Raw genomic sequence first — 23,453 nt, 5'->3', positions numbered from 1 at the left:
GTAAATGGAGATGCTGCGGTAAAGCTCTTTACCGAGATTGCCTTTGAGGATTTTGTCTCTGTACTTCGGTGTCCATACGAGATGATACTGACAGCGATAGAATACGTGAGAAGCGGATTCATATCTGCTCATGCTATTTACTCCTTGATTTGCTGGTAACAAACCGGGGCAGTATTTCGCATGGGCATTCTACGGGCAAAGCCCCACATGAACGATCACCACCCCCATAGGAGGTGGTTTAGGGGTGACAATAAAAATCCCCGTCATTGCTGACGGGGATAGGGTGATGTAAAACGAGGGCTTACTTATTCATTTCAGCCAGACCAAGCCAGGTTTGCACCACGGTATCCGGGTTCAGGGACAGGCTGTCAATCCCCTCCTCCATCAGCCATGCGGCAAAATCTTCGTGGTCAGAAGGGCCCTGGCCGCAAATACCGACGTATTTGCCCTGTTTCTTCGCCGCGCGAATCGCCATCGACAACAGCGCTTTCACCGCATCGTTACGTTCGTCAAACAGCTCAGAGACCACGCCGGAGTCACGATCGAGGCCAAGTGCCAACTGGGTCATGTCGTTAGAACCAATGGAGAAACCGTCAAAGTACTCAAGGAACTGTTCGGCCAATAGCGCATTCGACGGAATTTCGCACATCATAATGATTTTCAGACCGTTTTCACCGCGCTTGAGCCCCTGGCGCGCCAGCTCTTCTACCACCGCTTTCGCCTGGGCGACGGTGCGAACAAACGGCACCATGATTTCGACGTTGTTCAGCCCCATATCGTTGCGCACGCGCTTCACCGCTTCGCACTCCAGCGCGAAACAATCGCGGAAGCTGTCTGAGACGTAGCGACCAGCGCCGCGGAAACCCAACATCGGGTTTTCCTCTTCCGGCTCATAACGCTCGCCGCCCACCAGGTTGGCGTATTCGTTAGATTTGAAGTCGGACAGACGCACAATGACCCGCTTCGGATAGAACGCCGCGCCGAGGGTCGCAATTCCTTCGGTCAGGCGACCGACGTAGAACTCTCTCGGCGAGTCGTAGCCTTTCATCAACTCGCGGATCTCGTTCTGTAGCGTTGGCTCCTGGTCGTCAAACTCCAGCAGCGCGCGCGGGTGGACACCAATCATGCGGTTGATGATGAACTCCAGACGTGCCAGACCAACGCCTTCGTTCGGCAGACAAGCGAAATCGAATGCGCGATCCGGGTTACCGACGTTCATCATGATTTTCAGCGGCAGGTCCGGCATTTCTCCGACGCTTGAGCTCTTAATGCTGAAGTCGAGCAACTCGGCGTAGACGTAGCCGGTATCGCCTTCGGCACAGGAGACGGTCACGTTCTGGTTTTCCTGAATGCGATCGGTCGCGTCACCACAACCAACGACCGCCGGAATCCCCAGCTCGCGGGCAATAATCGCCGCGTGACAGGTACGACCGCCGCGGTTGGTGACGATCGCCGAGGCTTTCTTCATGATCGGCTCCCAGTCCGGGTCAGTCATGTCGGTCACCAGCACGTCGCCCGGCTCGATACGGTTCATTTCACTGATATCATGAATCACTTTTACCGGACCGGCCCCGATACGATGGCCGATAGCGCGCCCTTCAGCCACAATCTGCCCTTGCGCATGCAGGGTATAGCGCTCCATCACTTGACCGCGCGAGCGGACGGTTTCCGGACGCGCCTGGACGATGAACAGCTCACCGGTATGGCCATCTTTCGCCCATTCGATATCCATCGGACGGCCATAGTGCTTCTCAATCTGCACCGCCTGCTTCGCCAGCGCCTGCACTTCCTCGTTGGTTAACGAGAAAATATCGCGCTGCGCCTTCGGAACGTCTTCGATACGCACCTGCTTACCGTGCTCCTGGGTCGGAGCGTAAATCATGCGGATCTTTTTCGACCCCATGGTGCGACGCACGATGGCCGGACGCCCCGCCGCCAGCGTCGGTTTATGCACATAGAACTCATCCGGGTTGACTGCGCCCTGCACGACCATTTCACCGAGCCCCCAGGCGGAGGTAATAAACACCACCTGATCAAAACCGGACTCGGTATCAATGGAGAACATCACGCCGGATGAAGCGAGGTCGGAACGTACCATCCGCTGTACCCCGGCGGATAACGCCACGCCACGATGGTCATAACCCTGATGCACACGATAGGAGATCGCGCGATCGTTAAACAGCGAAGCAAAAACATGCTTCACGGCGACGAGCACAGCATCAAAGCCCTGCACGTTAAGGAATGTCTCTTGCTGCCCGGCGAAGGAGGCATCCGGCATATCTTCCGCCGTAGCGGAGGAACGCACGGCAAAAGAGGCCTCGGCATTATCCGCGGACAGCTGTCTATAGGCATCACGAATGGCCTCTTCCAGTTCGCTCTGGAACGGCGTATCAATGATCCACTGACGGATCTGAGCGCCCGCTTTCGCTAATGCGGAAACGTCGTCAATGTCGGTTTCATCCAGCAGTTCATAAATGCGCTGGTTAACACCGCTTTGGTCCAGGAACTGATTGAAGGCATCAGCGGTGGTAGCAAACCCGTTCGGTACGGAAACCCCCATACCGGACAGATTCGTAATCATTTCACCAAGGGAGGCATTTTTGCCCCCAACTCTGTCTACATCATTCATGCCGAGTTGGTTATACCAAAGCACCAGCGGTGACGAGCCATTGTTGGACATCGAGACAATCCTTTTGTGATTTAATACCAGTGATAAAAAACTCACGATCAACTACGGGATTTATCCTGACATATTTATGCGGCTGAAAAAAACGGTGAATCGTTCAAGCAAATTATTTTTCGTTTTAGGATTCTGGTGCAGATATAGCTAACCTAATGATTCTTCAGAAAACAGATGAAATTTGATACAAAAGATACGCAGTTGCGAAAAATGAACACACCTTTTCATTAAAAATAAAAATAGCGTTTCATTTTTTAAACTTGAGACAAAGCCTGGAGCGATATGCTTAAATTTAATATCAGCTTTCAGCTAATTAAACTCATTATACCGGATGGTCAAAATGGAAAGTGCTGTAGATCGCCACGTATTTTATATTTCTGACGGTACCGCCATTACGGCAGAAGTGCTGGGGCATGCGGTCATGTCGCAATTCCCGGTCGCTATCAGCAGTCTTACCCTGCCGTTTGTCGAAAATATCAGTCGCGCGCGGGCAGTAAAGGAACAAATTGACGCCATCTATCAGCAGACCGGTATCCGCCCGCTGGTTTTCTACTCCATCGTTATCCCTGAAATTCGCGATATTATTTTGCAAAGTGAAGGATTTTGTCAGGATATCGTGCAGGCCCTGGTGGCGCCGCTTCAGCAGGAGCTACGACTCGACCCGACGCCGATCGCTCACCGGACCCACGGCCTGACCCCAGGTAACCTCAACAAATACGATGCACGTATTGCGGCGATTGATTACACCCTCGCCCATGACGATGGCATCTCGCTGCGCAATCTCGATCAGGCGCAGGTCATTTTGCTGGGCGTCTCACGCTGCGGCAAAACCCCGACCAGTCTTTACCTGGCGATGCAGTACGGTATCCGCGCGGCAAACTACCCGTTTATCGCCGACGATATGGACAACCTGATCCTCCCGGCCTCCCTCAAACCCTTACAACATAAGTTGTTCGGTTTAACCATTAATCCGGAACGGCTGGCCGCGATCCGCGAAGAACGCCGTGAGAACAGCCGCTATGCGTCGATGCGCCAGTGTCGCATGGAGGTGACAGAAGTGGAGGCCCTGTATCGCAAGAATAAAATTCCGTGCCTGAATAGCACCAATTATTCAGTTGAAGAAATGGCGACTAAAATCATGGACATCATGGGACTGAGCCGAAGAATGTACTAATGAACTAGTGCATTGGAGAAAATTTGTTTATGCTATCGCACGTGGCCTATACAGGATCATGACCTGTCCTTGCAATAAGCAGAGATTGGTTTATCGTGATGCGCATCACTTCCCGGCATTTTCGCCGCAGAAGAAACAAATTTTTTGAGACTCCAATGAACAGAACAGACGAATTGCGTACCGCGCGCATTGAAAGCCTGGTGACGCCCGCGGAACTGGCGCAGCGGCATCCCGTGTCTGCCGACGTTGCGGCGCACGTTGCCGCCTCCCGCCGCCGGATTGAAAAGATCCTCAACGGGGAAGATCGCCGTTTACTGGTGATCATCGGACCGTGCTCCATTCATGATACTGACGCGGCGATGGACTACGCGCGCCGCCTGCAGGGTATGCGCGAACGCTACCAACCGCAGTTGGAAATCGTCATGCGCACCTACTTTGAAAAGCCGCGTACCGTTGTCGGCTGGAAAGGGCTAATTTCGGATCCTGACCTTAACGGCAGCTATCGGGTGAATCACGGTCTTGAACTGGCACGCAGACTGCTGCTGCAGGTCAACGAACTGGGAGTCCCCACCGCCACCGAATTTCTCGATATGGTGACCGGGCAGTTTATTGCCGACCTGATAAGCTGGGGCGCCATCGGTGCGCGCACCACCGAAAGCCAGATCCACCGGGAAATGGCCTCCGCGCTCTCCTGCCCGGTCGGCTTCAAGAACGGTACCGATGGCAACACCCGGATTGCCGTTGATGCCATCCGCGCATCCCGCGCCAGCCATATGTTCCTCTCGCCCGATAAGCAGGGACAGATGACCATCTATCAGACCAGCGGCAACCCGTATGGGCATATCATCATGCGCGGTGGTAAACAACCGAATTACTATGCTGAAGACATTGCCGCCGCCTGCGATGCGCTGCGTGAATTTGACCTGCCGGAGCAGCTGGTGGTTGATTTCAGCCACGGCAACTGCCAAAAGCAGCATCGGCGTCAACTGGAGGTGTGTGCCAATATCTGCCAGCAGATTCGCGCCGGTGCCACATCGATTGCCGGCATCATGGCCGAAAGCTTCCTGCGGGAAGGCACGCAGAAAGTGGTGGCCGGGCAGCCGCTGACGCGCGGCCAGTCTATCACCGATCCTTGTCTGAGCTGGGAAGATAGCGAACGTTTGCTGGCTGAGCTGGCTGCGGCAACCGCTACCCGCCTCTAGTCCCTGCCCCCGCCACGCCGTGGTGGGGCGATTCTCTCCGCGCAGTCTGACGCAAGCTCCCCAAAAAACAGGGTTTTCACAAATAACGCTTGCCGTGAAAATTCACATTATTGATAATGATTATCATTGTTTCTTTTATTTTTATTTTGGTGCTATGACACGTATGGATAACACTGCCGCAGCAGAAAAAACAAAAGACAATGCTCCTTACCCCACGCCCACGGACCGTAAGATCAATAGCCGCAGCTTACTCGGTACTGAAGGCCGGGTGGTGATTGAACATGATGGCCAGTGCTATTTGCTGCGCCAGACCCACGCAGGAAAACTGATTCTGACTAAATAGACCTTCTCCGCCCGCGAACACAGAGAAGGTCCAGGGAGATACCGTCAGCTGGAACAGCTGACTTCCAGCCGCCTTCCCCAGTCTGGCGGACGGTTGACATAATCATCATGTCGGTCAGTAAACGGCTGTCTTAACACTTCATGCAGACGCGCCAGTTCGCTCATCTCACCTTGCTCTGCCTGCTCGATGGCCCGCTGTGCCAGCCAGTTTCGTAACACCAGCGCCGGATTGACGCTCTGCATCTTCTGCTGGCGTTGCGCATCGTCGATCGGCTCGTCGCGCAGACGCGCGCGATAGCTTGCGAACCAGCTATCGAAAGCCGCGCGATCAATGAAATCATCGCGCAACGGCGATGCCGCACTGTGTTGTTCACTCACGCTCAGCATCCGGAAAGTCCGGGTGTAATCACTGCCTTCCCGTATCATCAGCGCAAACAGCCCATCTAACAGGCCATTATCCCCCTTCTGCTGGGTGAACAGCCCCAGCTTATCGCGCATACGGCGCCCGTATACCGTCAACAAAGCATGCTGATAGTCATCCAGCGCAGCATTAAGCGCATCCACCGCAATCAGCGGCGACAGCGACTGCGCGAGACGTTGTAAATTCCACAGGCCAACCGCCGGCTGGTTTTCAAAGCTGTAGCGGCCCTGATAATCGGAGTGATTGCAGATAAAGTCGGGCCTGAAGTCATCCAGGAAGCCATACGGGCCGTAGTCCATCGTCAACCCAAGAATCGACATATTATCGGTGTTCATCACCCCATGAGCGAAACCTACCGTCTGCCAGCTGGCGATCAGGGTCGCTGTTCGCGTGACAACGTCACGGAACCATAAAACGTATTTATCGGCTTCATTAACCAGTTCTGGCCAGTGGTGACGGATCACGTAGTCGGCCAACTGCTGTACCTTTGCCGGCTCACGTCGATAGTAAAAATGTTCAAAATGGCCGAAACGCACGTGACTTTCGGCCAGACGCATCAACATCGCGCCGCTTTCCAGCGTTTCGCGTTGCACGGGGGTATCGCTGGTGACCATGGCGAGCGCGCGCGTCGTCGGGATCCCCAGCGCATGCATGGCTTCCGATGCCAGACTTTCGCGGATAGTGGAACGCAGTACCGCTCGTCCGTCGCCCATTCGCGAATAAGGCGTCAGTCCGGCACCTTTGAGGTGCCAGTCCAGGCGGCGACCATCCGGCAACTGCTGTTCAGCGAGCAAAATCCCCCGACCATCGCCAAGCTGGCCGGCCCAGGCGCCAAACTGATGGCCGCTGTAGACTTGCGCTAACGGCGACATGCCGGGTAGCAGCGTTTCGCCACCCCACACGCCGGCGCCCTGCGCCGGATCAAACAACGCCTCAGGAATGCCCAGGTTTTGCGCCAGCGGCGCATTGTGCCAGACAAGCCGGGCATTTTTCAGCGGGGTGGGCGCTAACGCGGTATAGAAATCCGGCAGTTCATCACGCCAGTGGGTAGTAAAAGACAGGGTCATGGTTCCTCCTCTCTCCAGTGTAGTGCCTTCAACAAGGTATTAACACGGAAGAACCGCAGGGTTATCGACATAAAAAAAGGGAAGCTAACGCTTCCCCTTCGCCACGACGTCCGGCGCTATATTCTGCGGGCCTGCCAGAACTTCTTATTCCAGTAGACATTATCCAGGGAGGAACGCGTCACGCCCTGACTGGTCGAGGCATGGATAAACTGATTGTCGGTATCGTAGATACCCACATGCAGACCGCTGTCGCCGGAACCGGTTTTGAAAAAGACCAGATCCCCCGGTAACAACTCACTTTTATCAATTTTAGTGCCAATCTCAGCCTGATCGCGAGTTTCACGCGGCAATTGCAGAGCAAACTTATCGCGGAAGGTCATGACGACAAATCCGGAACAATCGACCCCGCGCGGAGACATACCGCCATAGCGATACGGTGCGCCTCGCCAGCTGCGCAGCTGTTCGTTCAGATTCGCGATAACGGTAATGGAATCTGCAAGTCGCGGATTCGGCGGCGGCGCCCGGTGACTGCTGCAGCCAGCCAGCAATAGCGCCGTCAATAAAATGAACCACAAACGCATCTCAGACGATTCCTCTGTTCCTTATCATTTCGTCAGGATAATTTAGCTGGTTTATCAATGCACTGGCAAGGTTGCTTCGTGCTACTGTGACGCCACGAGCATAAAATGACCTGCAACCGCGATGCGCTGAAAAGGAATCGCATAGGCCGCGGTTAAGTTTTCTTCAGTTAATACCGCCGATGTCTCACCGCAGGCAATGGCCTGTCCCCGGCAGATAAGCCAGGATTGATGCGCGTGTCGCAGGGTATGGTTAAGATCGTGACTGCTCATCACTACCGCCACGCCCGACTCACACAGTTCACCCAGCACCCGATCGAGCGCCGCCTGCTGTGCCACGTCCAGACTGTTCATCGGTTCATCCAGCACCAGCAACTGCCCCGCCGGATTCGCCAGCGGATGAACCTGCATAATGACCGCCGCCAGGCGCACACGCTGCCACTCACCGCCAGAAATATGATTCACCTGGCGCCCGAGCTTATCGCTCAGGCCCAGCTTAGCGGCAATACTACCGAGCAGTTCGCTTTGCTCGCCCTGTTGCAGATGCAACGACAGATAGTGCCATACCGGCATGGCAAAAGGCGGCATCTGGTGCTGACTCAGGTAGGCCCGATGACGCGCCAGCTCCTGAGCCGACCATTGGTCCAGTTTACGTTCGTTGAGAACAACGTCTCCGGGCCCCGTAGTCAGTCCTGCCATTCGCATCAGTAATGTGCTTTTGCCTGCCCCGTTCGGCCCGACCAGGTGGACCATTTCACCAGGACGCACCTGGGCGCTAAATGGCGCCAGACGCCCCGCTTCTCTGACATTCCGCAGTTGCATCAAAAACGGCATTATTTCGCTAATGCCCCTTTAATGGCGGCCACCAACTGCGGATCGTCCGGGGTCATATCCGGCGAGAAGCGCTGGATAACCTGACCATCTTTGCCCAGCAGGAATTTTTCGAAATTCCACAAAATGTCGCCGGCGTTGGCAGGCGCACGGCCTTTGCTTGCCATACGCTCGTAGAAACCACTGCCTTCCGGCGCTACGGCCTGCGGCGCGGCCTCAACCAGTTTCTGGTACAGCGGATGACGATGTTCCCCGTTGACGTCTATCTTGCTGAACAGCGGAAACGTCACGCCATAGGTGGTACTACAAAACGTCTTAATCTCCTCTTCGCTCCCTGGCTCCTGGCCGAGGAACTGGTTACAGGGGAAGCCAAGCACGGTAAACCCATCGTGCCCCAGATCTTTTTGCAATGTCTCCAGCTGCTCATACTGCGGCGTGAGACCACATTTTGATGCCACATTCACAATCAGCAAAACGCGACCGGCATAATCAGCCAGCGTCGTTTTTTGACCATCAATCGTGGTGACCTCAGTATTCAGAATATCGCGTTGCATAGCCTTCCCTCCGTCCATAAAACGAGTTGCTGATTTTAGGTGATCCCTATCTACTGTAGCGGATTCACGGGCGTTCATTCTACGTCGAATCGCCTGCCAGGAATACCGCACCGTACGCGTCGGTAACATGAATTCCTCTCAATATGGTCAGCAGACAATTCAGTGTACAGTGTTAAACGGATGTAATAGCTTTTTGTTATGGACTAATTTGAGAGAGTTTTATAGATGAAAAAGTTGTTAAGCTCGGTGTTAATCGCCACATCGGTAGTGTTGTTATCGGCCTGTTCTCCTGACGATAATAATAAAGTTAAAGTGGCGATTAATACCGGCCCGGATGAAGCTATCTGGAAAGTGGTTGAGCAGGTGGCGAAGGATAAATATAACCTTGACGTCGAGGTTATCTCTTTTAATGATTACGTGTTGCCAAATGAAGCGTTAAATAATAAAGACGTCGATGCGAACGCCTTCCAGACGCTACCTTACCTTGAAGCGCAGTCGAAAGAGCGCGGCTACAAGTTTGCCGTCGTTGGCAAAACGTTTGTCTTCCCGATTGCCGCCTATTCGCGCAAGATTAAACATATCGATGAGCTGCCGGACGGCGCAACGATATCTGTCTCTAACGAAACCACGACCTTAGGCCGCAGTCTGCTCCTGCTGCAGGCGCAGGGTTTAATCAAATTGAGAGCCGGAGTGGGCTATTTGCCGACATCGCTGGATATTATCGACAACCCGAAACATTTAAAAATTGTTGAAGTCGATACGCCGCAGCTGACCCGTACCCTCGACGATCCGAACGTCGCGCTGTCGATTATTAACACCAACTTCTCCGCACAGGCCGGTCTCTCCGCAGTGCGCGATGGTTTATTTATGGAGGGACCGGATTCTCCGTATGTGAATGCCATCGTTTCACGTGAAGAGAATAAAGACAGTAAAAAGATTCAGGAGCTGAAAGAAGCCTTCCAGACCAAAGCGGTCGCAGATAAAGCCATGGAAGTATACAAAGGCGATGCTATCAAAGGCTGGTAGCCCCGGCCTCTTCTGGCGCAGCGATCATGGCTGCGCCAGCCTACGGCTTGCTTATTGCGAATGCGCAGATTTCAGCAGTAGCCAGATGAAGACCGGCGCGCCCAGTGTCGCGGTGACCACACCAATCGGTAATTCCGCCGCCGACAGCGCCAGGCGGGCAATGATATCGGCGCCAAGCAACGCACTGGCGCCGGCAAGCAGACAGGCCGGAAGCAGCACCCGATGATCGCTCAAGCCGCATAAGCGCAGAATATGCGGAATCACCAGCCCAATAAAACCGATTGCCCCTGCCAGCGCTACGCTCACGCCAACCAGCCAGCCTGTCGCCACGACCAGCAGCCTGCGCCATAACCAGAGAGACAGCCCCAACTGACGAGCGGACACTTCCCCCAGTACCAAGAGATTCAGCGGCTGTGATTGCAGGCATGCCCAGATAAGTACCGGCAACAGCGCCAGCATCAGCCACAGCTGTTGCCAGTCCACTCCGCCAAATCCGCCCATCATCCAGTACATAAGCTGACGCAGATCGAACGAGGTGGAGAAATAGACCGCCCAGGTCATCAACGCGCTACAGATAATCCCGAGCGCGACGCCCGCCAGCAGCAGACGGCTGGTTGACAGATGCCGCCGGGCAAAACGCAACAGAATAAAGGTAATCACCAGTGCCCCGGCAATCGCACACAGCCCAAGCGCCCAGCCCGGCAGATAGCCTTTGCCCAACAATACCGCGGCAATTACCCCCACGCCAGCGCCGTTGGAGACACCCAGTAGCCCCGGCTCCGCCAGCGGGTTTTCGAATAATGCCTGCATGATAGCTCCGGAGAGTGCCAGTGCGGCCCCCACCAGCAGCACGGCCAGCGTACGCGGCAGACGAATCTGCCAGATAAACAACCGCCCTTTAGCGCTGCCCCACTCCTGCGGGCTAATCCACTGTTCTCCGGCGCAGAGACTGACGGTTATCATGGCGAGAAGCAGTAGCAGTAGAACAATGAGCCAGCGCTGGTTTCGGCGCTGTTGGGTTTGGGCAAAGGTCAGCATAATTTCCGTCATGCCAGAAAGAGATGCCGGTGATTTTACGGTGGCGACAGAGGTGAGGAAAGCAAAACCTCCCGCAGAGCGGCAGATAGCCGGCTAATCCGATAACCAAAGCGGCAGAAAACCGAACCTGCCGCGCTGAGCACCAGGTTTCTGACACCCGCAGCGGAAACCGCAGAGCGAAGAGGATAATGTTGGCAATCACGATAGCCCAGCCGTTATAGAGCATGTACTTGAGATGAGCAGACTGCGCCAGCCCCATCTGCCCAAGCCTATCCGGAGAGGGGTACGGGCCCACCCAGTCGACCGGCAAAGAGGCAAGTAAAACCCCAAAGGTTTCCCGTGGCGGGACATCGGCAGCCATCAGCATCGGACCAAAAATCTGTGGGGAAAGATTATCTGCGCCACCGCCGCTCCGGGAACATGGTCGGTGATATTGAAGGCGAAAATACAAAAGCGCAGCGAGGCCCGAAGCCGGAAGTGATAATCGCCATATTCTCTCTGCTCAGGTGTGGCTGAAGACGATAGCACGTTATTTTGCCGGGTTTAATGAGAGCTGGGTCGTCTGAATGCCGGAAGATCACAGCCCGGCACGCGCGCCATTCAGGCGGAAATAGCACGCCCCGCTACCCTCGTCTAAGTGACGGTTAGGGCAGTAAAAATTGATTGGCATCGTAAAAGAAAAAGGCCGCAGCAGCGGCCTTTTTAGTTAGTTCAGCTTATTTGTCTCTGGGCGAAGCGTTTTCGACACGGCTTTTAAGTTTCTGACCGGGTCTGAAGGTCACCACACGCCGGGCTGTAATGGGAATATCTTCCCCCGTTTTCGGGTTACGACCCGGGCGTTGGTTTTTATCCCGCAAATCGAAGTTGCCGAACCCGGAGAGTTTTACCTGTTCTCCGTTTTCCAGAGCACGACGCACCTCTTCGAAAAACAACTCTACCAGCTCTTTGGCATCCCGCTTGCTAAGCCCAAGCTTATCAAACAGATATTCTGACATTTCAGCTTTTGTAAGCGCCATAGGTTCAATCCCTCAATGATGCCTGGAATCGCTCTTTTAATGCCTCTACACATCTGGCAACGGTAGCGGCAATCTCCTCTTCTTCGAGTGTACGGCTGGTATCCTGCAGGATAAGGCTAATCGCAAGGCTCTTACAGCCTTCCGCCACCCCTTTACCACGGTACACGTCAAATAAGTTTACGCCAACTACCTGATTTACGCCAACTTTCTTACACTCTGTCAAAACATCGGCTACAGGTATGTTTTCCGCGACGACAACAGCGATATCACGACGGTTCGCCGGGAAACGAGAAATCTCGCGCGCCTGAGGCACCACGCGGTCTGCAAGCTTGTTCCACTCCAGTTCGAACGCTAAAGTCCGGCCGTTCAGATCCAGTTTACGTTCCAGTTCAGGATGAACAACCCCAATGAAACCAATACGTTCACCTTTCAGATAAATCGCCGCTGATTGTCCTGGATGCAGTGCGCTGTTCGCTTCTGCACGGAATTCGATATCCGCTAATTTACCGGTCAGGTCGAGAATGGACTCCAGATCGCCTTTCAGATCATAGAAATCAACGGTCTCTTTTGCCAGATTCCAGTGCTCTTCATAACGGTTGCCGCAAATCACACCGGCCAGCATCACATCCTGACGAATGCCCAGTGGTGCCTGAGTATCCGGAACAAAGCGCAGACCGCTTTCAAAAATACGCACGCGGCTTTGCTGACGATTCTGGTTGTACACGACCGTACCCAGCAGGCCAGTCAGCAGCGACAGACGCATCGCCGACATTTCGCTAGAGATAGGGCTCGGCAAAATCAGGGCTTCTTCACCCGGATGAACCAGCTGCTGCACTTTCGGGTCAACAAAGCTATAGGTGATCACTTCCTGGTAGCCTTTGTCGTTAAGCAGCGTTTTTACACGTTTCAGCGACAGATTAGCTTCACGGTGGGTGCCCATAATCAGCCCCGCCTGCACCGGTCGATCCGGAATGTTGTTATAGCCGTAAACGCGGGCCACCTCTTCGACCAGGTCTTCTTCGATGGCAATATCGAAGCGCCAGCTCGGCGCAACGGCCTGCCATTCGCCGTTGCCAGCGGTCACGTCACAGCCGAGGCGAGTCAGAATATCACTCACCTGCGCATCATCAATATGATGGCCAATCAGGCGATCCAGTTTGCTACGACGCAGGGTAATGGTTGCCGCTTTCGGCAGCGCAGCTTCGTTGGTCACATCGATAACCGCTCCCGCTTCGCCGCCGCAGATATCGATCAGCAGGCGGGTTGCACGCTCCATCGCTTTATATTGCAGCGCTGAATCCACGCCGCGCTCATAACGATGAGACGCATCGGTGTGCAGACCGTGGCGACGCGCGCGGCCAGTGATGGACAGCGGGCTGAAGAATGCGCATTCCAGCAGCACATTCTGCGTTTCGTCATTAACGCCAGAATGTTCGCCGCCAAAAATACCGCCCATAGCCAGCGCTTTGTGATGGTCGGCAATAACCAGGGTATCGGTATCCAGTTTGGCTTCGGTGCCGTCCAGCAGAACCAGTTTCTCTCCCTCTTTCGCCATACGAACCACGATCCCACCGTCGATGCGGTCGCAATCGAACGCATGCATCGGCTGACCCAGCTCGAGCAGCACGTAGTTGGTGACGTCAACGACTGCATCAATGGAGCGAATACCGCAACGACGCAGTTTCTCTTTCATCCACAGCGGCGTTGGCGCGTTAACATTGATACCCTTCACCACGCGGCCCAGATAGCGAGGACACGCCTCAGGCGCGTCAATAGTGATAGGTAGCGTATCGGCAATAGTGGCGGCAACGGGGGTGATCTCCGGCGCGTTCAGCGGTTCTTTATTGAGAACGGCCACATCGCGAGCGACGCCAATGATACCTAAGCAGTCTGCGCGGTTCGGCGTGACGCTGATTTCGATAGTGTTATCGTCCAGCTGCAGATATTCACGGATATCCGTGCCAATCGGCGCATCCGCCGGCAGTTCGATAATTCCGCTATGATCGTCGGACACGCCCAGCTCAGAAAACGAGCACAGCATCCCTTCGGAAGGTTCACCGCGCAGCTTCGCGGCTTTAATTTTGAAGTCGCCCGGCAGCACGGCACCGATGGTTGCGACTGCAACTTTCAGACCCTGACGGCAGTTCGGCGCCCCACAGACGATGTCCAGCAGACGTTCGCCGCCGACATTGACTTTCGTGACGCGCAGTTTATCGGCATTCGGGTGCTGGCCGCACTCAACCACTTCACCTACAACAACGCCGTTGAAGCTACCGGCTACCGGCTCAACGCCGTCCACTTCGAGGCCCGCCATGGTGATCTGGTTAGCCAGCGCTTCGCTGTCGATCGCCGGGTTAACCCACTCGCGTAACCACAGTTCACTGAATTTCATTATTCTGTCCTGCCCTTATTTAAACTGTTTGAGGAAACGCAAATCGTTTTCGAAGAACGCACGTAAATCGGTCACGCCGTAGCGCAGCATCGTCAGACGCTCCATCCCCATGCCGAAGGCGAAACCGGAATAGATTTCCGGGTCAATGCCAACATTGCGCAGAACGTTCGGGTGCACCATGCCGCAGCCGAGGACCTCCAGCCACTTGCCATTTTTACCCATGACATCAACTTCCGCGGACGGTTCGGTGAACGGGAAGTAGGACGGACGGAAACGAATCTGCAGATCTTCTTCAAAGAAGTTATTCAGGAAGTCGTGCAGCGTCCCTTTCAGATTGGTGAAGTTGATGTTGGTATCAACAATCAGACCTTCCATTTGATGGAACATCGGCGTGTGGGTCTGGTCGTAGTCATTACGGTAAACGCGGCCCGGCGCAATAATACGGATCGGCGGCTGTTGGTTTTCCATCGTCCGAATTTGCACGCCAGAGGTCTGAGTACGCAGCAGACGCGTCGCATCAAACCAGAAGGTATCGTGATCGGCACGTGCCGGGTGGTGGCCCGGAATGTTCAGCGCATCAAAGTTGTGGTAGTCATCTTCGATTTCCGGACCGGTGGCGACGGTGAAGCCAAGCTCACCGAAGAAGTGCTCAATACGGTCGATGGTGCGCGTCACCGGATGCAGCCCACCGTTCTCAATACGACGACCCGGCAGAGAGACATCAATAGTCTCAGCTGCCAGACGCGCATTCAGCGCTGCACCTTCCAGATCCGCTTTACGCGCGTTAAGAGCCTGCTGAACCTGCTCTTTTGCTTCGTTGATGACCGCACCAGCCGCCGGACGCTCTTCTGGCGGCAGTTCACGCAGGGTCGTCATCTGAAGGGTCAGATGCCCTTTCTTCCCCAGGTATTCCACGCGGACGTTGTCCAGCGCGGCAACATCTGATGCCTCATTAATGGCTGCCTTCGCACTGGCAACCAGCTCTGCGAGATGTGACATGGTTTTCCTCATTATGTCGGTGCAGACACCGGTTATGGTCATTATTTTATTCTGACTATTTCGAGTTACAGGCGGCGCCGGGACGCATTGCACTTAGCGCAGAGAAATCGCCGTCGCCGGATGTGCACTCAGCCCGCGCACCTGCAGCTTGAAATAGAATGAACACGTTCATATACGAAAAAAGCCTCCACAGTGGGAGGCTTTCTGGCGCTGTTTTCCGTTTCTTCTTTCACGCGCTAGCCTCCTGAGTTCAGGTGCTAAAGTAAAAAAAGAAGCGGAAAATAGCAGCATTCATGCTTGCATTACCTTGTCTGGTACCAAACGTAAGACCTGTATTGAAAAGCTTACGGCAATAAAAGTCAATGTATTGATGGTGTTGAAACGAAAAGAGGGAGACAAGCTCCCTCTTTCAACTGGCTTATGCCAGAGCTGCTTTCGCTTTCTCGACCAGCGCGGTGAACGCTAATTTGTCGAATACGGCGATGTCAGCCAGGATCTTACGGTCGATTTCAACAGAGGCTTTTTTCAGGCCGTTGATGAATTTGCTGTAAGAAATACCGTTCTGACGTGCTGCTGCGTTGATACGCGCAATCCACAGTTGACGGAACTGACGCTTTTTCTGACGACGGTCACGGTAAGCGTACTGACCAGCTTTGATAACAGCCTGGAAGGCAACGCGGTATACGCGAGAACGCGCACCGTAGTAGCCTTTAGCTTGTTTCAAAATTTTCTTGTGACGTGCACGGGCAACTACACCACGTTTTACGCGAGCCATATATGCTCTCCTGTATCTATTCTAATTAAAAAGTTAAAAGGGTTAACGACTTATGCGTACGGCAGGCACGCGATTACCAGGCCCAGATCGCCTTTGGAAACCATGGCTTTCGGACGCAGGTGACGTTTACGCTTGGTAGCTTTTTTAGTCAGAATGTGACGCAGGTTAGCGTGCTTGTGCTTAAAACCACCTTTACCGGTTTTTTTGAAGCGCTTAGCAGCACCGCGTACGGTCTTAATTTTTGGCATTTTAATAACTTCCACTTCGCATTGTTAATAAACGAAACATAGGCGAACAACGCCTGCAAAGCCCGAAGGCTCCACAGAAGTTGCTACTTGAAGGCCTTACTGTTTCTTCTTAGGAGCGAGCACCATGATCATCTGGCGGCCTTCAATCTTCGATGGGAAGGATTCGACCACTGCCAGTTCACTCAGATCGTCACGGACGCGATTAAGCACTTCCATACCGATCTGCTGGTGAGCCATCTCACGACCGCGGAAACGCAGCGTGATCTTAGCTTTATCACCCTCTTCCAGAAAGCGAACCAGGCTGCGGAGTTTTACCTGGTAGTCGCCATCATCGGTGCCAGGACGGAATTTGATTTCCTTAACCTGGATAACTTTTTGCTTTTTCTTCTGTTCCTTAGAAGACTTGCTCTTTTCATAGAGGAATTTGCCGTAATCCATAATACGACAAACCGGCGGCTCGGCGTTAGGGCTGATTTCGACTAAGTCTACTCCGGCTTCTTCAGCTTTTTCCAGAGCTTCTCTCAGACTCACAATACCAAGCTGCTCGCCTTCCAGACCTGTTAAGCGAACTTCTTGCGCGCGAATTTCGCCATTAATACGATTCGGACGCGCCGTTTGAACTCGTTTTCCGCCTTTAATACCTTATTCCTCCAGTTGTTGAAGACTGCGGCTGCGAATCTCTTGTTGCAGCTTTTCGATCACTTCATTTACGTCCATGCTGCCGAGGTCTTTACCACGACGGGTACGCACGGCCACTTTGCCAGCTTCGACTTCTTTGTCGCCACAGACCAACATATACGGGACACGACGTAAAGTGTGCTCGCGGATTTTAAAGCCAATCTTCTCATTTCTCAAGTCCGCTTTTACCCGAATGCCCGCATTTTGTAGTTTACGAGTCAATTCGTTAACGTATTCAGACTGAGAATCGGTAATATTCATCACCACGACCTGCACCGGCGCAAGCCAGGTTGGGAAGAAGCCGGCAAACTCTTCGGTCAGGATGCCAATGAAGCGCTCCATGGACCCCAGAATTGCGCGGTGAATCATTACCGGTACCTGACGCTCGTTATTTTCGCCAACGTAAGAAGCGCTTAAACGCTGCGGCAGAGAGAAGTCCAGCTGTACCGTACCGCACTGCCATGCACGATCGAGGCAGTCATACAGAGTAAATTCAATTTTCGGACCGTAGAACGCGCCTTCGCCCAGTTGATATTCAAATGGGATATTGTTTTCTTCCAGCGCGACCGCCAGATCCGCCTCAGCACGATCCCAGGTCTCGTCGCTTCCGATACGTTTTTCCGGACGAGTTGAGAGTTTGACGACGATTTTCTCGAAGCCAAAGGTGCTGTACATATCGTAGACCATACGAATACAGGCGTTCACTTCCTCACGAACCTGCTCTTCTGTACAGAAGATGTGTGCATCATCCTGAGTAAAACCACGCACACGCATCAAACCATGCAGCGCGCCCGAAGGTTCGTTACGATGACAGCTACCGAATTCCGCCATACGCAGCGGCAGATCGCGGTACGATTTCAGACCTTGATTGAAGATCTGCACATGACCCGGGCAGTTCATCGGCTTGATACAGTATTCACGGTTCTCAGAAGAGGTGGTGAACATCGCATCTTTGTAGTTGTCCCAGTGCCCGGTTTTTTCCCACAGCACGCGGTCCATCATGAACGGGCCTTTTACTTCCTGATACTGGTACTCTTTCAGCTTGGAGCGTACAAACACTTCCAGCTCGCGGAAGATTGTCCAGCCGTCGTTATGCCAGAAGACCATACCCGGCGCTTCTTCCTGCATATGATACAGGTCGAGTTGCTTGCCAATCTTGCGGTGGTCACGTTTGGACGCTTCTTCCAGACGCAGCAGATGCGCGTTAAGCGCTTTTTTATCTGCCCACGCCGTACCGTAAATACGCTGCAACATCTTGTTGTTGCTGTCGCCGCGCCAGTACGCGCCTGCGGTTTTCATCAGTTTAAAGTGATGACAAAAACGCATATTCGGCACGTGCGGTCCCCGGCACATGTCGACGTACTCTTCATGGTGATACAAGCCTGGCTTGTCATCATGGGCAATATTTTCATCAAGAATAGAGACCTTATAGGTCTCGCCGCGCTTCACGAAGGTTTCACGCGCTTCGTGCCAGCTGACTTTCTTCTTGATAACGTCATAATTCTTCTCGGCGAGCTCGTGCATACGTTTTTCGAGCGCGTCGATGTCTTCCTGAGTCAAGGTATGGTCAAGATCAACGTCGTAGTAGAAGCCGTTGTCGATAACCGGACCAATCGCCATTTTGGTGTTTGGCCACAGCTGCTTGATAGCATGACCTAACAGGTGTGCACAGGAGTGACGAATAATCTCCAGACCTGCTTCGTCTTTCGCTGTGATGATAGACAGCTGCGCATCGTTTTCGATCAGATCCGATGCATCAACCAGTTCACCATTCACACGGCCAGCGATGGTCGCTTTCGCGAGTCCAGGGCCAATATCCAGAGCAACATCCATGGGGCTAACAGCGTGGTCGAAATGGCGTTGGCTACCATCAGGAAGCGTAATTACAGGCATTTTATGTCCTTATTTGCAGTGGTGCCCCACACGAAAGAGCACATACAAAACAATATAATAATAATTATCAACAAGTTATAGCTCAGTTCCCGCTTCACTCTGCGAAATATGAGGGCGATCGTTTACCGAATCGTTCCCACCTGCAGCCGCCTGTTGATAACACCGACCCTTAGTTTACACATCATTAGTGCGTGTTAAAAGTCAGAACAAGGTAAATGGTGGCAGTTATGGGGAAAACAAGGGGAGGACAGAAATCATATGCTGGATATTCCGCCACAGGAACAGTACAGCGGACAAAAAACGGACAATAAAGTAAAAGCAGCTCGCGCCATCATACACAATGGTAAAAAATAGCAAAGAGGAAAAATCACCTTTAGCCAGAATTCAGGAAATAAACCGGTACATCTCTACCCGGCTTTATATTCCCTGAAACGTCATCATATTATTTTCAGGTGAAAATCAGGACCACTCGCCGGCAACAAGGGTATGGACATTAAATGCATCATCCATCGTGTGGCCAGTTGATGGTGAACCGGGAGCAATATTCGACCCGGCTTCCACGTCAGTGGCTTTCGCAATACCGACCTGCACGTGGTCGGTGTTGCCTGGCTGCGGGACCGGATTAGCGGCTAACGCGCCAAAAGACAGAGTGCACAGCATCACAGCCGCAGTGGCGATTTTGCTATTTTTCATGATGGCGATTCTCTTATTTACTGAAGGTTGTCCGGCAAAGATATCATCTTTGTCGCCAGTCAACAGTATAGGTCTCGATCACACTTTTGTCCGACTAAAAATTTAGCTATTCGTGTCAAATTATCTGTAGCGTTGTCAGGAAAAATGAATTTTGAGGAAATTATGGAGTTATTTTCTTTTTATAAAAAACGAAACAAAAGACCAAAAATAATAATATCGCTGGTTGCTAATTTTAAAACAATCAGGCCGGTTTCCCGGCCTGAAATAAACTACATTTTATAACCTAAAGATAGCGTCGTGCGGCGATCGGTATGATTTGGCGCCGATGATGGCGGCTCAGAGTTCCAGGTCAGGTTGTAGGCAACCCGCAACGCAAAATGCGCATTGATAGCGACGTTCAGGGCGCTTTCCGAGTTCAACGTCGTGTCCTGAGCACCGAACACCGACACCCCTTGGGTAAATTTGGTGTTATCGGTCATCTGCCAGGCCCAGGTACCGGAAGCGTAGCCCAGCGGCTGGGTTTCATTATCACCATCGGTATACTCGTCATAACGCACGCCCGGACCAAATTCAAAGCGCAGGCTGTGAACAGGGCCGTTCAGAATCTGTCGACCATAACCCGCGGTTAAAACGTCGCGTTGTTGATAGCCATTATAGCGGTCAGTCAACCAACTGGCCTGACCAAACACGTAGTTGCTGTCGGTCAGATTATAGCGACTACGGCCGCCAACCGCGTATTTTTCGGAGGAGCGCTGATCGTTGGACGACGTGTTGCTGGCATTACCCCACAGCGACCATGCCGTCGTATCGCCGTACCAGGTCAACGTGGAATCCGCGGTCATTGAAGAACTTTTCGTATTCCCGGACTGCGCCAGATAGCCGGCGTTAACAGCACCTTCGAAAGGTTTTTTGGCAGTGGAAGGGTCATCCATAACAGTAAAAACGGAATCATCGGCCAATGCGTGCGCAGACGCAAAGAGCCCCCCCGCCAGCAATGCCGCTGCGGGTACTGTCTTCAAAAGCTTCATTTAATTAGAGTCCGTACAACAAAAAGAGAGACCCAACTGGTCCCGGAAACTTTCGCAAGGATCGCTATACGCGTCATTCTTCAGGCTACTTCTTCGCTGGCGTCACTAAGACATCCCCCACACAGCATGAAACTGTGCTTTCGTAGGATGGCTTCCCTCGCCGCCTCGACGCATCTTGAATGATTTTTGTATCTTGCAGGTCCAATGAAAGGCAAAGAATTATAAAAAAGCGCGATTAACATAGCAATCAATTACTATTTCATTTTTTGAATAAGACAGCACCTGGAACAATCTTTATTTCATAAAGATAAAAATAAAAGCACTTTACAAATCACGACCTGCAATTGCTTCCCCTTCCCGGGAAGAAGTGCCATGCTTAAAACAGAACAGCTTAACCCGTATCATGGAGGAAAGTAGATGACCAAAATCTATACGCTAACGCTGGCTCCCTCGCTCGACAGCGCAACGCTGACACCGCAAATGTACCCTGAAGGCAAACTCCGCTGTAGCGCACCGATTTTCGAACCCGGCGGTGGCGGTATCAATGTCGCACGGGCGATCACCTTTCTCGGCGGTAAAGCCACAGCCATTTACCCGGCCGGTGGCGCCACCGGCGAACACCTTACGGCGCTGCTTACCGCAGAACAGGTTCCGGTGGAGCCTGTCGAGGCGCAAGACTGGACGCGGCAAAATCTGCATGTGCATGTAGGCTCCAGCGGCGAACAATACCGTTTCGTGATGCCTGGTGCCGCCTTAACGGAAGAGGAGTTCCGCCTTCTCGAAGAAAAAGTTCTGGCGATCGAAACCGGCTCATTGCTGGTCGTGAGCGGCAGTCTGCCTCCTGGCATCGGCGTTGACAACCTGACCCGGTTAGTCAAAAGCGCTCAGCATCACGGACTTCGCTGCATTATTGATAGTTCGGGCGAAGCGCTGGCAGCCGCTCTTGATGTCGGCAATATTGAACTCGTCAAACCTAACCAGAAAGAACTGAGTGCTCTGGTGGGGCGCGATCTGAGCCAGCCGGATGACGTTCGACGCGCTGCGCAGGAGCTGATTCATTCGGGTAAGGTCCGCAGGGTGGTGGTCTCACTCGGCCCACAGGGTGCGCTGGGCGTTGATGCCAGCGGCAGTGTACAGGTCGTGCCGCCACCGATGAAAAGCCAAAGTACCGTTGGCGCTGGCGATAGCATGGTGGGCGCAATGACCCTGCGTCTGGCGGAAGATGCCAGTCTGGAGGATATGGTCCGCTTCGGCGTCGCCGCCGGTAGCGCCGCTACGATTAATCAGGGTACCCGCCTGTGCTCGTTGGAAAACACACACAAAATCTACAATTACCTGTGCGGTCGTTAGTTCCCCCTTCCCTCTGCTGACGCGGAGGGAGTCGCTAAATCAGCATCATGGTCTATGCTGAAAATTTCATGGATTACAACAGGGTGAAAAATGAGCGCAGAAATTGTTACCCACGTCGTCACGGTTCACTTTCAGGAAGAGACGCTGACCGAAATTAACGAGCTAAGTAATCATCTCACCCGCGCAGGATTTACTCTGGTACTGAATGACGAAAACGGCAAGGTCCATGAACTGGGTACCAATACCTTTGGCCTGATTTCCGGGCAAAACGCCGATGAGGTCAAAGCACTTAGCGCCGGACTGGCAGAAACGGCGCTGGGCCGTCCCGTAGACGTTACCGTCACCACATTTTCGGAGTGGTTGAAAGCTCAATAAGTGCGATTCGCGCAGCGGAGCGCACCAGTTGTGCGTCAGTTCGAATTTTACACCGTGGTTATGGGCTAACCTTATGAAATGGTGGAAAACAAGGGGAGAGGCAGCATGTGGCAAGCTATCAGCACGTTGTTAAGCGACTGGCATACTGAAGCAGCTGAAATCGAACTCCGTAACGAACTGCCCGGCGGTGAAATTCATGCGGCCTGGCACTTACGTTTCGGCGGACGGGACTACTTTGTTAAATGTGATGAGCGTGAACTCCTGCCTATCTTTACCGCTGAAGCAGATCAGCTCGAGCTGCTGTCGCGGAGTAAAACCGTGAGCGTTCCGCAGGTTTATGCTGTTGGCAGCGATCGCGACTACAGTTTCCTGGTAATGGAATATCTGCCCCCTCGCCCGCTGGACGCGCACAACGCCTTCTTACTTGGCCAGCATATTGCGCATCTGCATCAGTGGAGCGAGCAACCGCAGTTTGGCCTGGATTTTGATAACCACCTTTCCACCACGCCGCAGCCGAACGCCTGGCAACGCCGCTGGTCTACTTTCTTTGCCGAACAACGTATCGGCTGGCAGCTGGAGTTGGCTGCCGAAAAAGGGCTCAGTTTCGGTGATATCGACAGCATCGTCGATAATGTGCAGCAGCGTCTGAGCAATCACCAACCTCAACCGTCACTGCTGCATGGTGATTTGTGGTCGGGGAACTGCGCGCTAGGACCAAACGGCCCCTACATTTTCGATCCCGCCTGTTACTGGGGAGACAGAGAGTGCGATCTGGCGATGCTCCCCCTGCACCCTGAACAGCCGCCGCAGATCTACGATGGCTACCAGTCAATATCGCCACTGCCTTCCGGTTTTCTTGAGCGTCAGCCGGTTTATCAGCTCTACACGTTATTTAACCGGGCGATTTTGTTCGGCGGTCAGCATCTGGTGACGGCGCAGAAAGCGCTGGATGCGGTTTTAACGGAAAAGGCCCCATAGGGCTGAGGGATCCCCATAAATCAGCGCTAATAAACCAACACCATATTTCGGTAGGTTTTGGCGAGGTGGTTGAGAACAGTATCCAGTGCTGTTCTCTTCAAAAATAACGGAGAGT

24 protein-coding genes, 2 pseudogenes and 1 other annotated feature are annotated in these 23,453 nt (G+C 53.3%); of the genes and pseudogenes, 8 read left to right on the top strand and 18 right to left on the bottom strand.

Annotated elements, in window-relative coordinates; genetic code table 11:
- A partial coding sequence (locus tag ACZAHD_RS14015) for a transposase (protein WP_462457313.1) occupies positions 1–132 on the bottom strand: 132 nt, incomplete at its 3' end.
- 169 nt (positions 133–301) lie between these two features.
- Positions 302–2,680 carry a phosphoenolpyruvate synthase gene (gene ppsA, locus ACZAHD_RS14010; protein WP_462457311.1) on the bottom strand — a complete coding sequence of 793 codons (2,379 nt, stop codon included), beginning with the start codon at positions 2,678–2,680 and terminating at the stop codon, positions 302–304.
- Positions 2,681–3,020: 340 nt separating this feature from the next.
- Here ppsA and ppsR point away from each other — a divergent pair, with 340 nt between their 5' ends.
- The 3 genes from ppsR (at position 3,021) to hemP (ending at position 5,399) form a co-directional block, all read left to right on the top strand.
- Positions 3,021–3,854: a posphoenolpyruvate synthetase regulatory kinase/phosphorylase PpsR gene (ppsR, locus tag ACZAHD_RS14005; RefSeq protein ID WP_462457310.1), complete on the top strand. Its 834-nt coding sequence runs from the start codon at positions 3,021–3,023 to the stop codon at positions 3,852–3,854.
- A 155-nt stretch (positions 3,855–4,009) separates the two neighbouring features.
- Entirely contained in the window at positions 4,010–5,056 is a 1,047-nt protein-coding gene (gene aroH / locus ACZAHD_RS14000) for a 3-deoxy-7-phosphoheptulonate synthase AroH (RefSeq protein ID WP_462457309.1), read from the top strand.
- Between the two features lie 163 nt (positions 5,057–5,219).
- Entirely contained in the window at positions 5,220–5,399 is a 180-nt protein-coding gene (gene hemP / locus ACZAHD_RS13995) for a hemin uptake protein HemP (RefSeq protein WP_462457312.1), read from the top strand.
- A gap of 44 nt (positions 5,400–5,443) precedes the next feature.
- Here hemP and selO read toward each other — a convergent pair whose 3' ends face one another.
- The 4 genes from selO to ACZAHD_RS13975 form a co-directional block, all read right to left on the bottom strand.
- Positions 5,444–6,886 carry a protein adenylyltransferase SelO gene (selO, locus tag ACZAHD_RS13990; protein WP_462457308.1) on the bottom strand — a complete coding sequence of 481 codons (1,443 nt, stop codon included), beginning with the start codon at positions 6,884–6,886 and terminating at the stop codon, positions 5,444–5,446.
- Positions 6,887–7,002: 116 nt separating this feature from the next.
- Complete coding sequence (locus ACZAHD_RS13985; protein ID WP_462457307.1) at positions 7,003–7,467, bottom strand: C40 family peptidase; 465 nt, start codon at positions 7,465–7,467, stop codon at positions 7,003–7,005.
- 81 nt (positions 7,468–7,548) lie between these two features.
- Positions 7,549–8,298, bottom strand: coding sequence for a vitamin B12 ABC transporter ATP-binding protein BtuD (gene btuD, locus ACZAHD_RS13980; protein ID WP_462457306.1), 750 nt, complete (start codon positions 8,296–8,298; stop codon positions 7,549–7,551).
- Positions 8,298–8,849: a glutathione peroxidase gene (locus ACZAHD_RS13975; RefSeq protein ID WP_462457305.1), complete on the bottom strand. Its 552-nt coding sequence runs from the start codon at positions 8,847–8,849 to the stop codon at positions 8,298–8,300. Before ACZAHD_RS13975 ends, btuD begins: the two co-directional genes overlap by 1 nt.
- A 225-nt stretch (positions 8,850–9,074) precedes the next feature.
- Between ACZAHD_RS13975 and ACZAHD_RS13970 the strand changes: the two genes are divergently transcribed.
- Positions 9,075–9,875, top strand: coding sequence for a MetQ/NlpA family ABC transporter substrate-binding protein (locus ACZAHD_RS13970; protein ID WP_462457304.1), 801 nt, complete (start codon positions 9,075–9,077; stop codon positions 9,873–9,875).
- Between the two features lie 51 nt (positions 9,876–9,926).
- Here ACZAHD_RS13970 and btuC read toward each other — a convergent pair whose 3' ends face one another.
- Both btuC and ACZAHD_RS13960 read right to left on the bottom strand, forming a co-directional pair.
- A complete protein-coding gene (gene btuC, locus ACZAHD_RS13965) occupies positions 9,927–10,913 on the bottom strand; it encodes a vitamin B12 ABC transporter permease BtuC (protein ID WP_462457303.1) in 987 nt (328 codons plus the stop codon).
- Between the two features lie 154 nt (positions 10,914–11,067).
- Positions 11,068–11,378 (bottom strand): annotated as a pseudogene (locus tag ACZAHD_RS13960) (gluconate:proton symporter); the annotation flags it as partial.
- Positions 11,379–11,383: 5 nt separating this feature from the next.
- Here ACZAHD_RS13960 and ACZAHD_RS13955 point away from each other — a divergent pair.
- A pseudogene (locus tag ACZAHD_RS13955) lies at positions 11,384–11,550 on the top strand (RidA family protein); the annotation flags it as partial.
- A gap of 79 nt (positions 11,551–11,629) precedes the next feature.
- On the opposite strand, the gene ihfA reads toward ACZAHD_RS13955, so the two are convergent.
- The 10 genes from ihfA to ACZAHD_RS13905 all read right to left on the bottom strand — a co-directional run bounded on the left by ihfA (position 11,630) and on the right by ACZAHD_RS13905 (position 20,635).
- The gene (gene ihfA / locus ACZAHD_RS13950) at positions 11,630–11,929 is read right to left on the bottom strand and encodes an integration host factor subunit alpha (protein WP_004102960.1); all 300 of its coding nucleotides are present in this window, start codon (positions 11,927–11,929) and stop codon (positions 11,630–11,632) included.
- Positions 11,930–11,933: 4 nt separating this feature from the next.
- A complete protein-coding gene (gene pheT / locus ACZAHD_RS13945) occupies positions 11,934–14,321 on the bottom strand; it encodes a phenylalanine--tRNA ligase subunit beta (RefSeq protein ID WP_462457302.1) in 2,388 nt (795 codons plus the stop codon).
- 15 nt (positions 14,322–14,336) lie between these two features.
- Complete coding sequence (pheS, locus tag ACZAHD_RS13940) at positions 14,337–15,320, bottom strand: phenylalanine--tRNA ligase subunit alpha (RefSeq protein WP_004863355.1); 984 nt, start codon at positions 15,318–15,320, stop codon at positions 14,337–14,339.
- A 174-nt stretch (positions 15,321–15,494) separates the two neighbouring features.
- Positions 15,495–15,620 (bottom strand) — a sequence feature (Phe leader region).
- A complete protein-coding gene (gene pheM / locus ACZAHD_RS13935) occupies positions 15,571–15,615 on the bottom strand; it encodes a pheST operon leader peptide PheM (RefSeq protein WP_001386830.1) in 45 nt (14 codons plus the stop codon). Its footprint overlaps the feature before it by 45 nt.
- Before the next feature lie 118 nt (positions 15,621–15,738).
- Positions 15,739–16,095 carry a 50S ribosomal protein L20 gene (gene rplT, locus ACZAHD_RS13930; RefSeq protein WP_004102963.1) on the bottom strand — a complete coding sequence of 119 codons (357 nt, stop codon included), beginning with the start codon at positions 16,093–16,095 and terminating at the stop codon, positions 15,739–15,741.
- A gap of 50 nt (positions 16,096–16,145) precedes the next feature.
- On the bottom strand, positions 16,146–16,343 hold the full coding sequence (gene rpmI, locus ACZAHD_RS13925; RefSeq protein WP_001124225.1) for a 50S ribosomal protein L35: 198 nt from the start codon (positions 16,341–16,343) through the stop codon (positions 16,146–16,148).
- Positions 16,344–16,439: 96 nt separating this feature from the next.
- Positions 16,440–16,982 (bottom strand): translation initiation factor IF-3, encoded by a 543-nt coding sequence (infC, locus tag ACZAHD_RS13920; RefSeq protein ID WP_049267827.1) that lies wholly within the window; start codon positions 16,980–16,982, stop codon positions 16,440–16,442.
- A gap of 3 nt (positions 16,983–16,985) precedes the next feature.
- On the bottom strand, positions 16,986–18,914 hold the full coding sequence (gene thrS / locus ACZAHD_RS13915) for a threonine--tRNA ligase (RefSeq protein ID WP_462457301.1): 1,929 nt from the start codon (positions 18,912–18,914) through the stop codon (positions 16,986–16,988).
- 459 nt (positions 18,915–19,373) lie between these two features.
- Positions 19,374–19,607, bottom strand: coding sequence for a YdgH/BhsA/McbA family protein (locus ACZAHD_RS13910; RefSeq protein WP_462457300.1), 234 nt, complete (start codon positions 19,605–19,607; stop codon positions 19,374–19,376).
- Between the two features lie 269 nt (positions 19,608–19,876).
- The gene (locus ACZAHD_RS13905) at positions 19,877–20,635 is read right to left on the bottom strand and encodes a DUF481 domain-containing protein (protein ID WP_462457299.1); all 759 of its coding nucleotides are present in this window, start codon (positions 20,633–20,635) and stop codon (positions 19,877–19,879) included.
- A 417-nt stretch (positions 20,636–21,052) separates the two neighbouring features.
- Here ACZAHD_RS13905 and pfkB point away from each other — a divergent pair, with 417 nt between their 5' ends.
- The 3 genes from pfkB to ACZAHD_RS13890 all read left to right on the top strand — a co-directional run bounded on the left by pfkB (position 21,053) and on the right by ACZAHD_RS13890 (position 23,338).
- Positions 21,053–21,985 carry a 6-phosphofructokinase II gene (pfkB, locus tag ACZAHD_RS13900; RefSeq protein WP_462457298.1) on the top strand — a complete coding sequence of 311 codons (933 nt, stop codon included), beginning with the start codon at positions 21,053–21,055 and terminating at the stop codon, positions 21,983–21,985.
- Positions 21,986–22,075: 90 nt separating this feature from the next.
- The gene (gene ghoS / locus ACZAHD_RS13895; RefSeq protein ID WP_462457297.1) at positions 22,076–22,360 is read left to right on the top strand and encodes a type V toxin-antitoxin system endoribonuclease antitoxin GhoS; all 285 of its coding nucleotides are present in this window, start codon (positions 22,076–22,078) and stop codon (positions 22,358–22,360) included.
- 105 nt (positions 22,361–22,465) lie between these two features.
- A complete protein-coding gene (locus ACZAHD_RS13890; protein ID WP_462457296.1) occupies positions 22,466–23,338 on the top strand; it encodes a fructosamine kinase family protein in 873 nt (290 codons plus the stop codon).
- Positions 23,339–23,453 lie beyond the last annotated feature (115 nt).

This window comes from Raoultella sp. (genome assembly GCF_039594335.1).
GTDB lineage: Bacteria > Pseudomonadota > Gammaproteobacteria > Enterobacterales > Enterobacteriaceae > Klebsiella.
This window is presented reverse-complemented; position numbering and strand designations above follow the sequence as displayed.

Coding starts and splice junctions, on each gene's coding strand:
- pheT (WP_462457302.1), bottom strand. CDS start 14,321: ATGAAATTCAGTGAACTGTGGTTACGCGAGTGGGTTAACCCGGCGATC.
- ghoS (WP_462457297.1), top strand. CDS start 22,076: ATGAGCGCAGAAATTGTTACCCACGTCGTCACGGTTCACTTTCAGGAA.
- ACZAHD_RS13890 (WP_462457296.1), top strand. CDS start 22,466: ATGTGGCAAGCTATCAGCACGTTGTTAAGCGACTGGCATACTGAAGCA.
- rplT (WP_004102963.1), bottom strand. CDS start 16,095: ATGGCTCGCGTAAAACGTGGTGTAGTTGCCCGTGCACGTCACAAGAAA.
- ppsA (WP_462457311.1), bottom strand. CDS start 2,680: ATGTCCAACAATGGCTCGTCACCGCTGGTGCTTTGGTATAACCAACTC.
- ACZAHD_RS13975 (WP_462457305.1), bottom strand. CDS start 8,849: ATGCAACGCGATATTCTGAATACTGAGGTCACCACGATTGATGGTCAA.
- ppsR (WP_462457310.1), top strand. CDS start 3,021: ATGGAAAGTGCTGTAGATCGCCACGTATTTTATATTTCTGACGGTACC.
- pheS (WP_004863355.1), bottom strand. CDS start 15,320: ATGTCACATCTCGCAGAGCTGGTTGCCAGTGCGAAGGCAGCCATTAAT.
- btuC (WP_462457303.1), bottom strand. CDS start 10,913: ATGCTGACCTTTGCCCAAACCCAACAGCGCCGAAACCAGCGCTGGCTC.
- btuD (WP_462457306.1), bottom strand. CDS start 8,298: ATGCCGTTTTTGATGCAACTGCGGAATGTCAGAGAAGCGGGGCGTCTG.
- ACZAHD_RS13905 (WP_462457299.1), bottom strand. CDS start 20,635: ATGAAGCTTTTGAAGACAGTACCCGCAGCGGCATTGCTGGCGGGGGGG.
- selO (WP_462457308.1), bottom strand. CDS start 6,886: ATGACCCTGTCTTTTACTACCCACTGGCGTGATGAACTGCCGGATTTC.
- ACZAHD_RS13970 (WP_462457304.1), top strand. CDS start 9,075: ATGAAAAAGTTGTTAAGCTCGGTGTTAATCGCCACATCGGTAGTGTTG.
- pfkB (WP_462457298.1), top strand. CDS start 21,053: ATGACCAAAATCTATACGCTAACGCTGGCTCCCTCGCTCGACAGCGCA.
- aroH (WP_462457309.1), top strand. CDS start 4,010: ATGAACAGAACAGACGAATTGCGTACCGCGCGCATTGAAAGCCTGGTG.
- ACZAHD_RS13910 (WP_462457300.1), bottom strand. CDS start 19,607: ATGAAAAATAGCAAAATCGCCACTGCGGCTGTGATGCTGTGCACTCTG.
- ACZAHD_RS13985 (WP_462457307.1), bottom strand. CDS start 7,467: ATGCGTTTGTGGTTCATTTTATTGACGGCGCTATTGCTGGCTGGCTGC.
- ihfA (WP_004102960.1), bottom strand. CDS start 11,929: ATGGCGCTTACAAAAGCTGAAATGTCAGAATATCTGTTTGATAAGCTT.
- thrS (WP_462457301.1), bottom strand. CDS start 18,914: ATGCCTGTAATTACGCTTCCTGATGGTAGCCAACGCCATTTCGACCAC.
- hemP (WP_462457312.1), top strand. CDS start 5,220: ATGGATAACACTGCCGCAGCAGAAAAAACAAAAGACAATGCTCCTTAC.
- rpmI (WP_001124225.1), bottom strand. CDS start 16,343: ATGCCAAAAATTAAGACCGTACGCGGTGCTGCTAAGCGCTTCAAAAAA.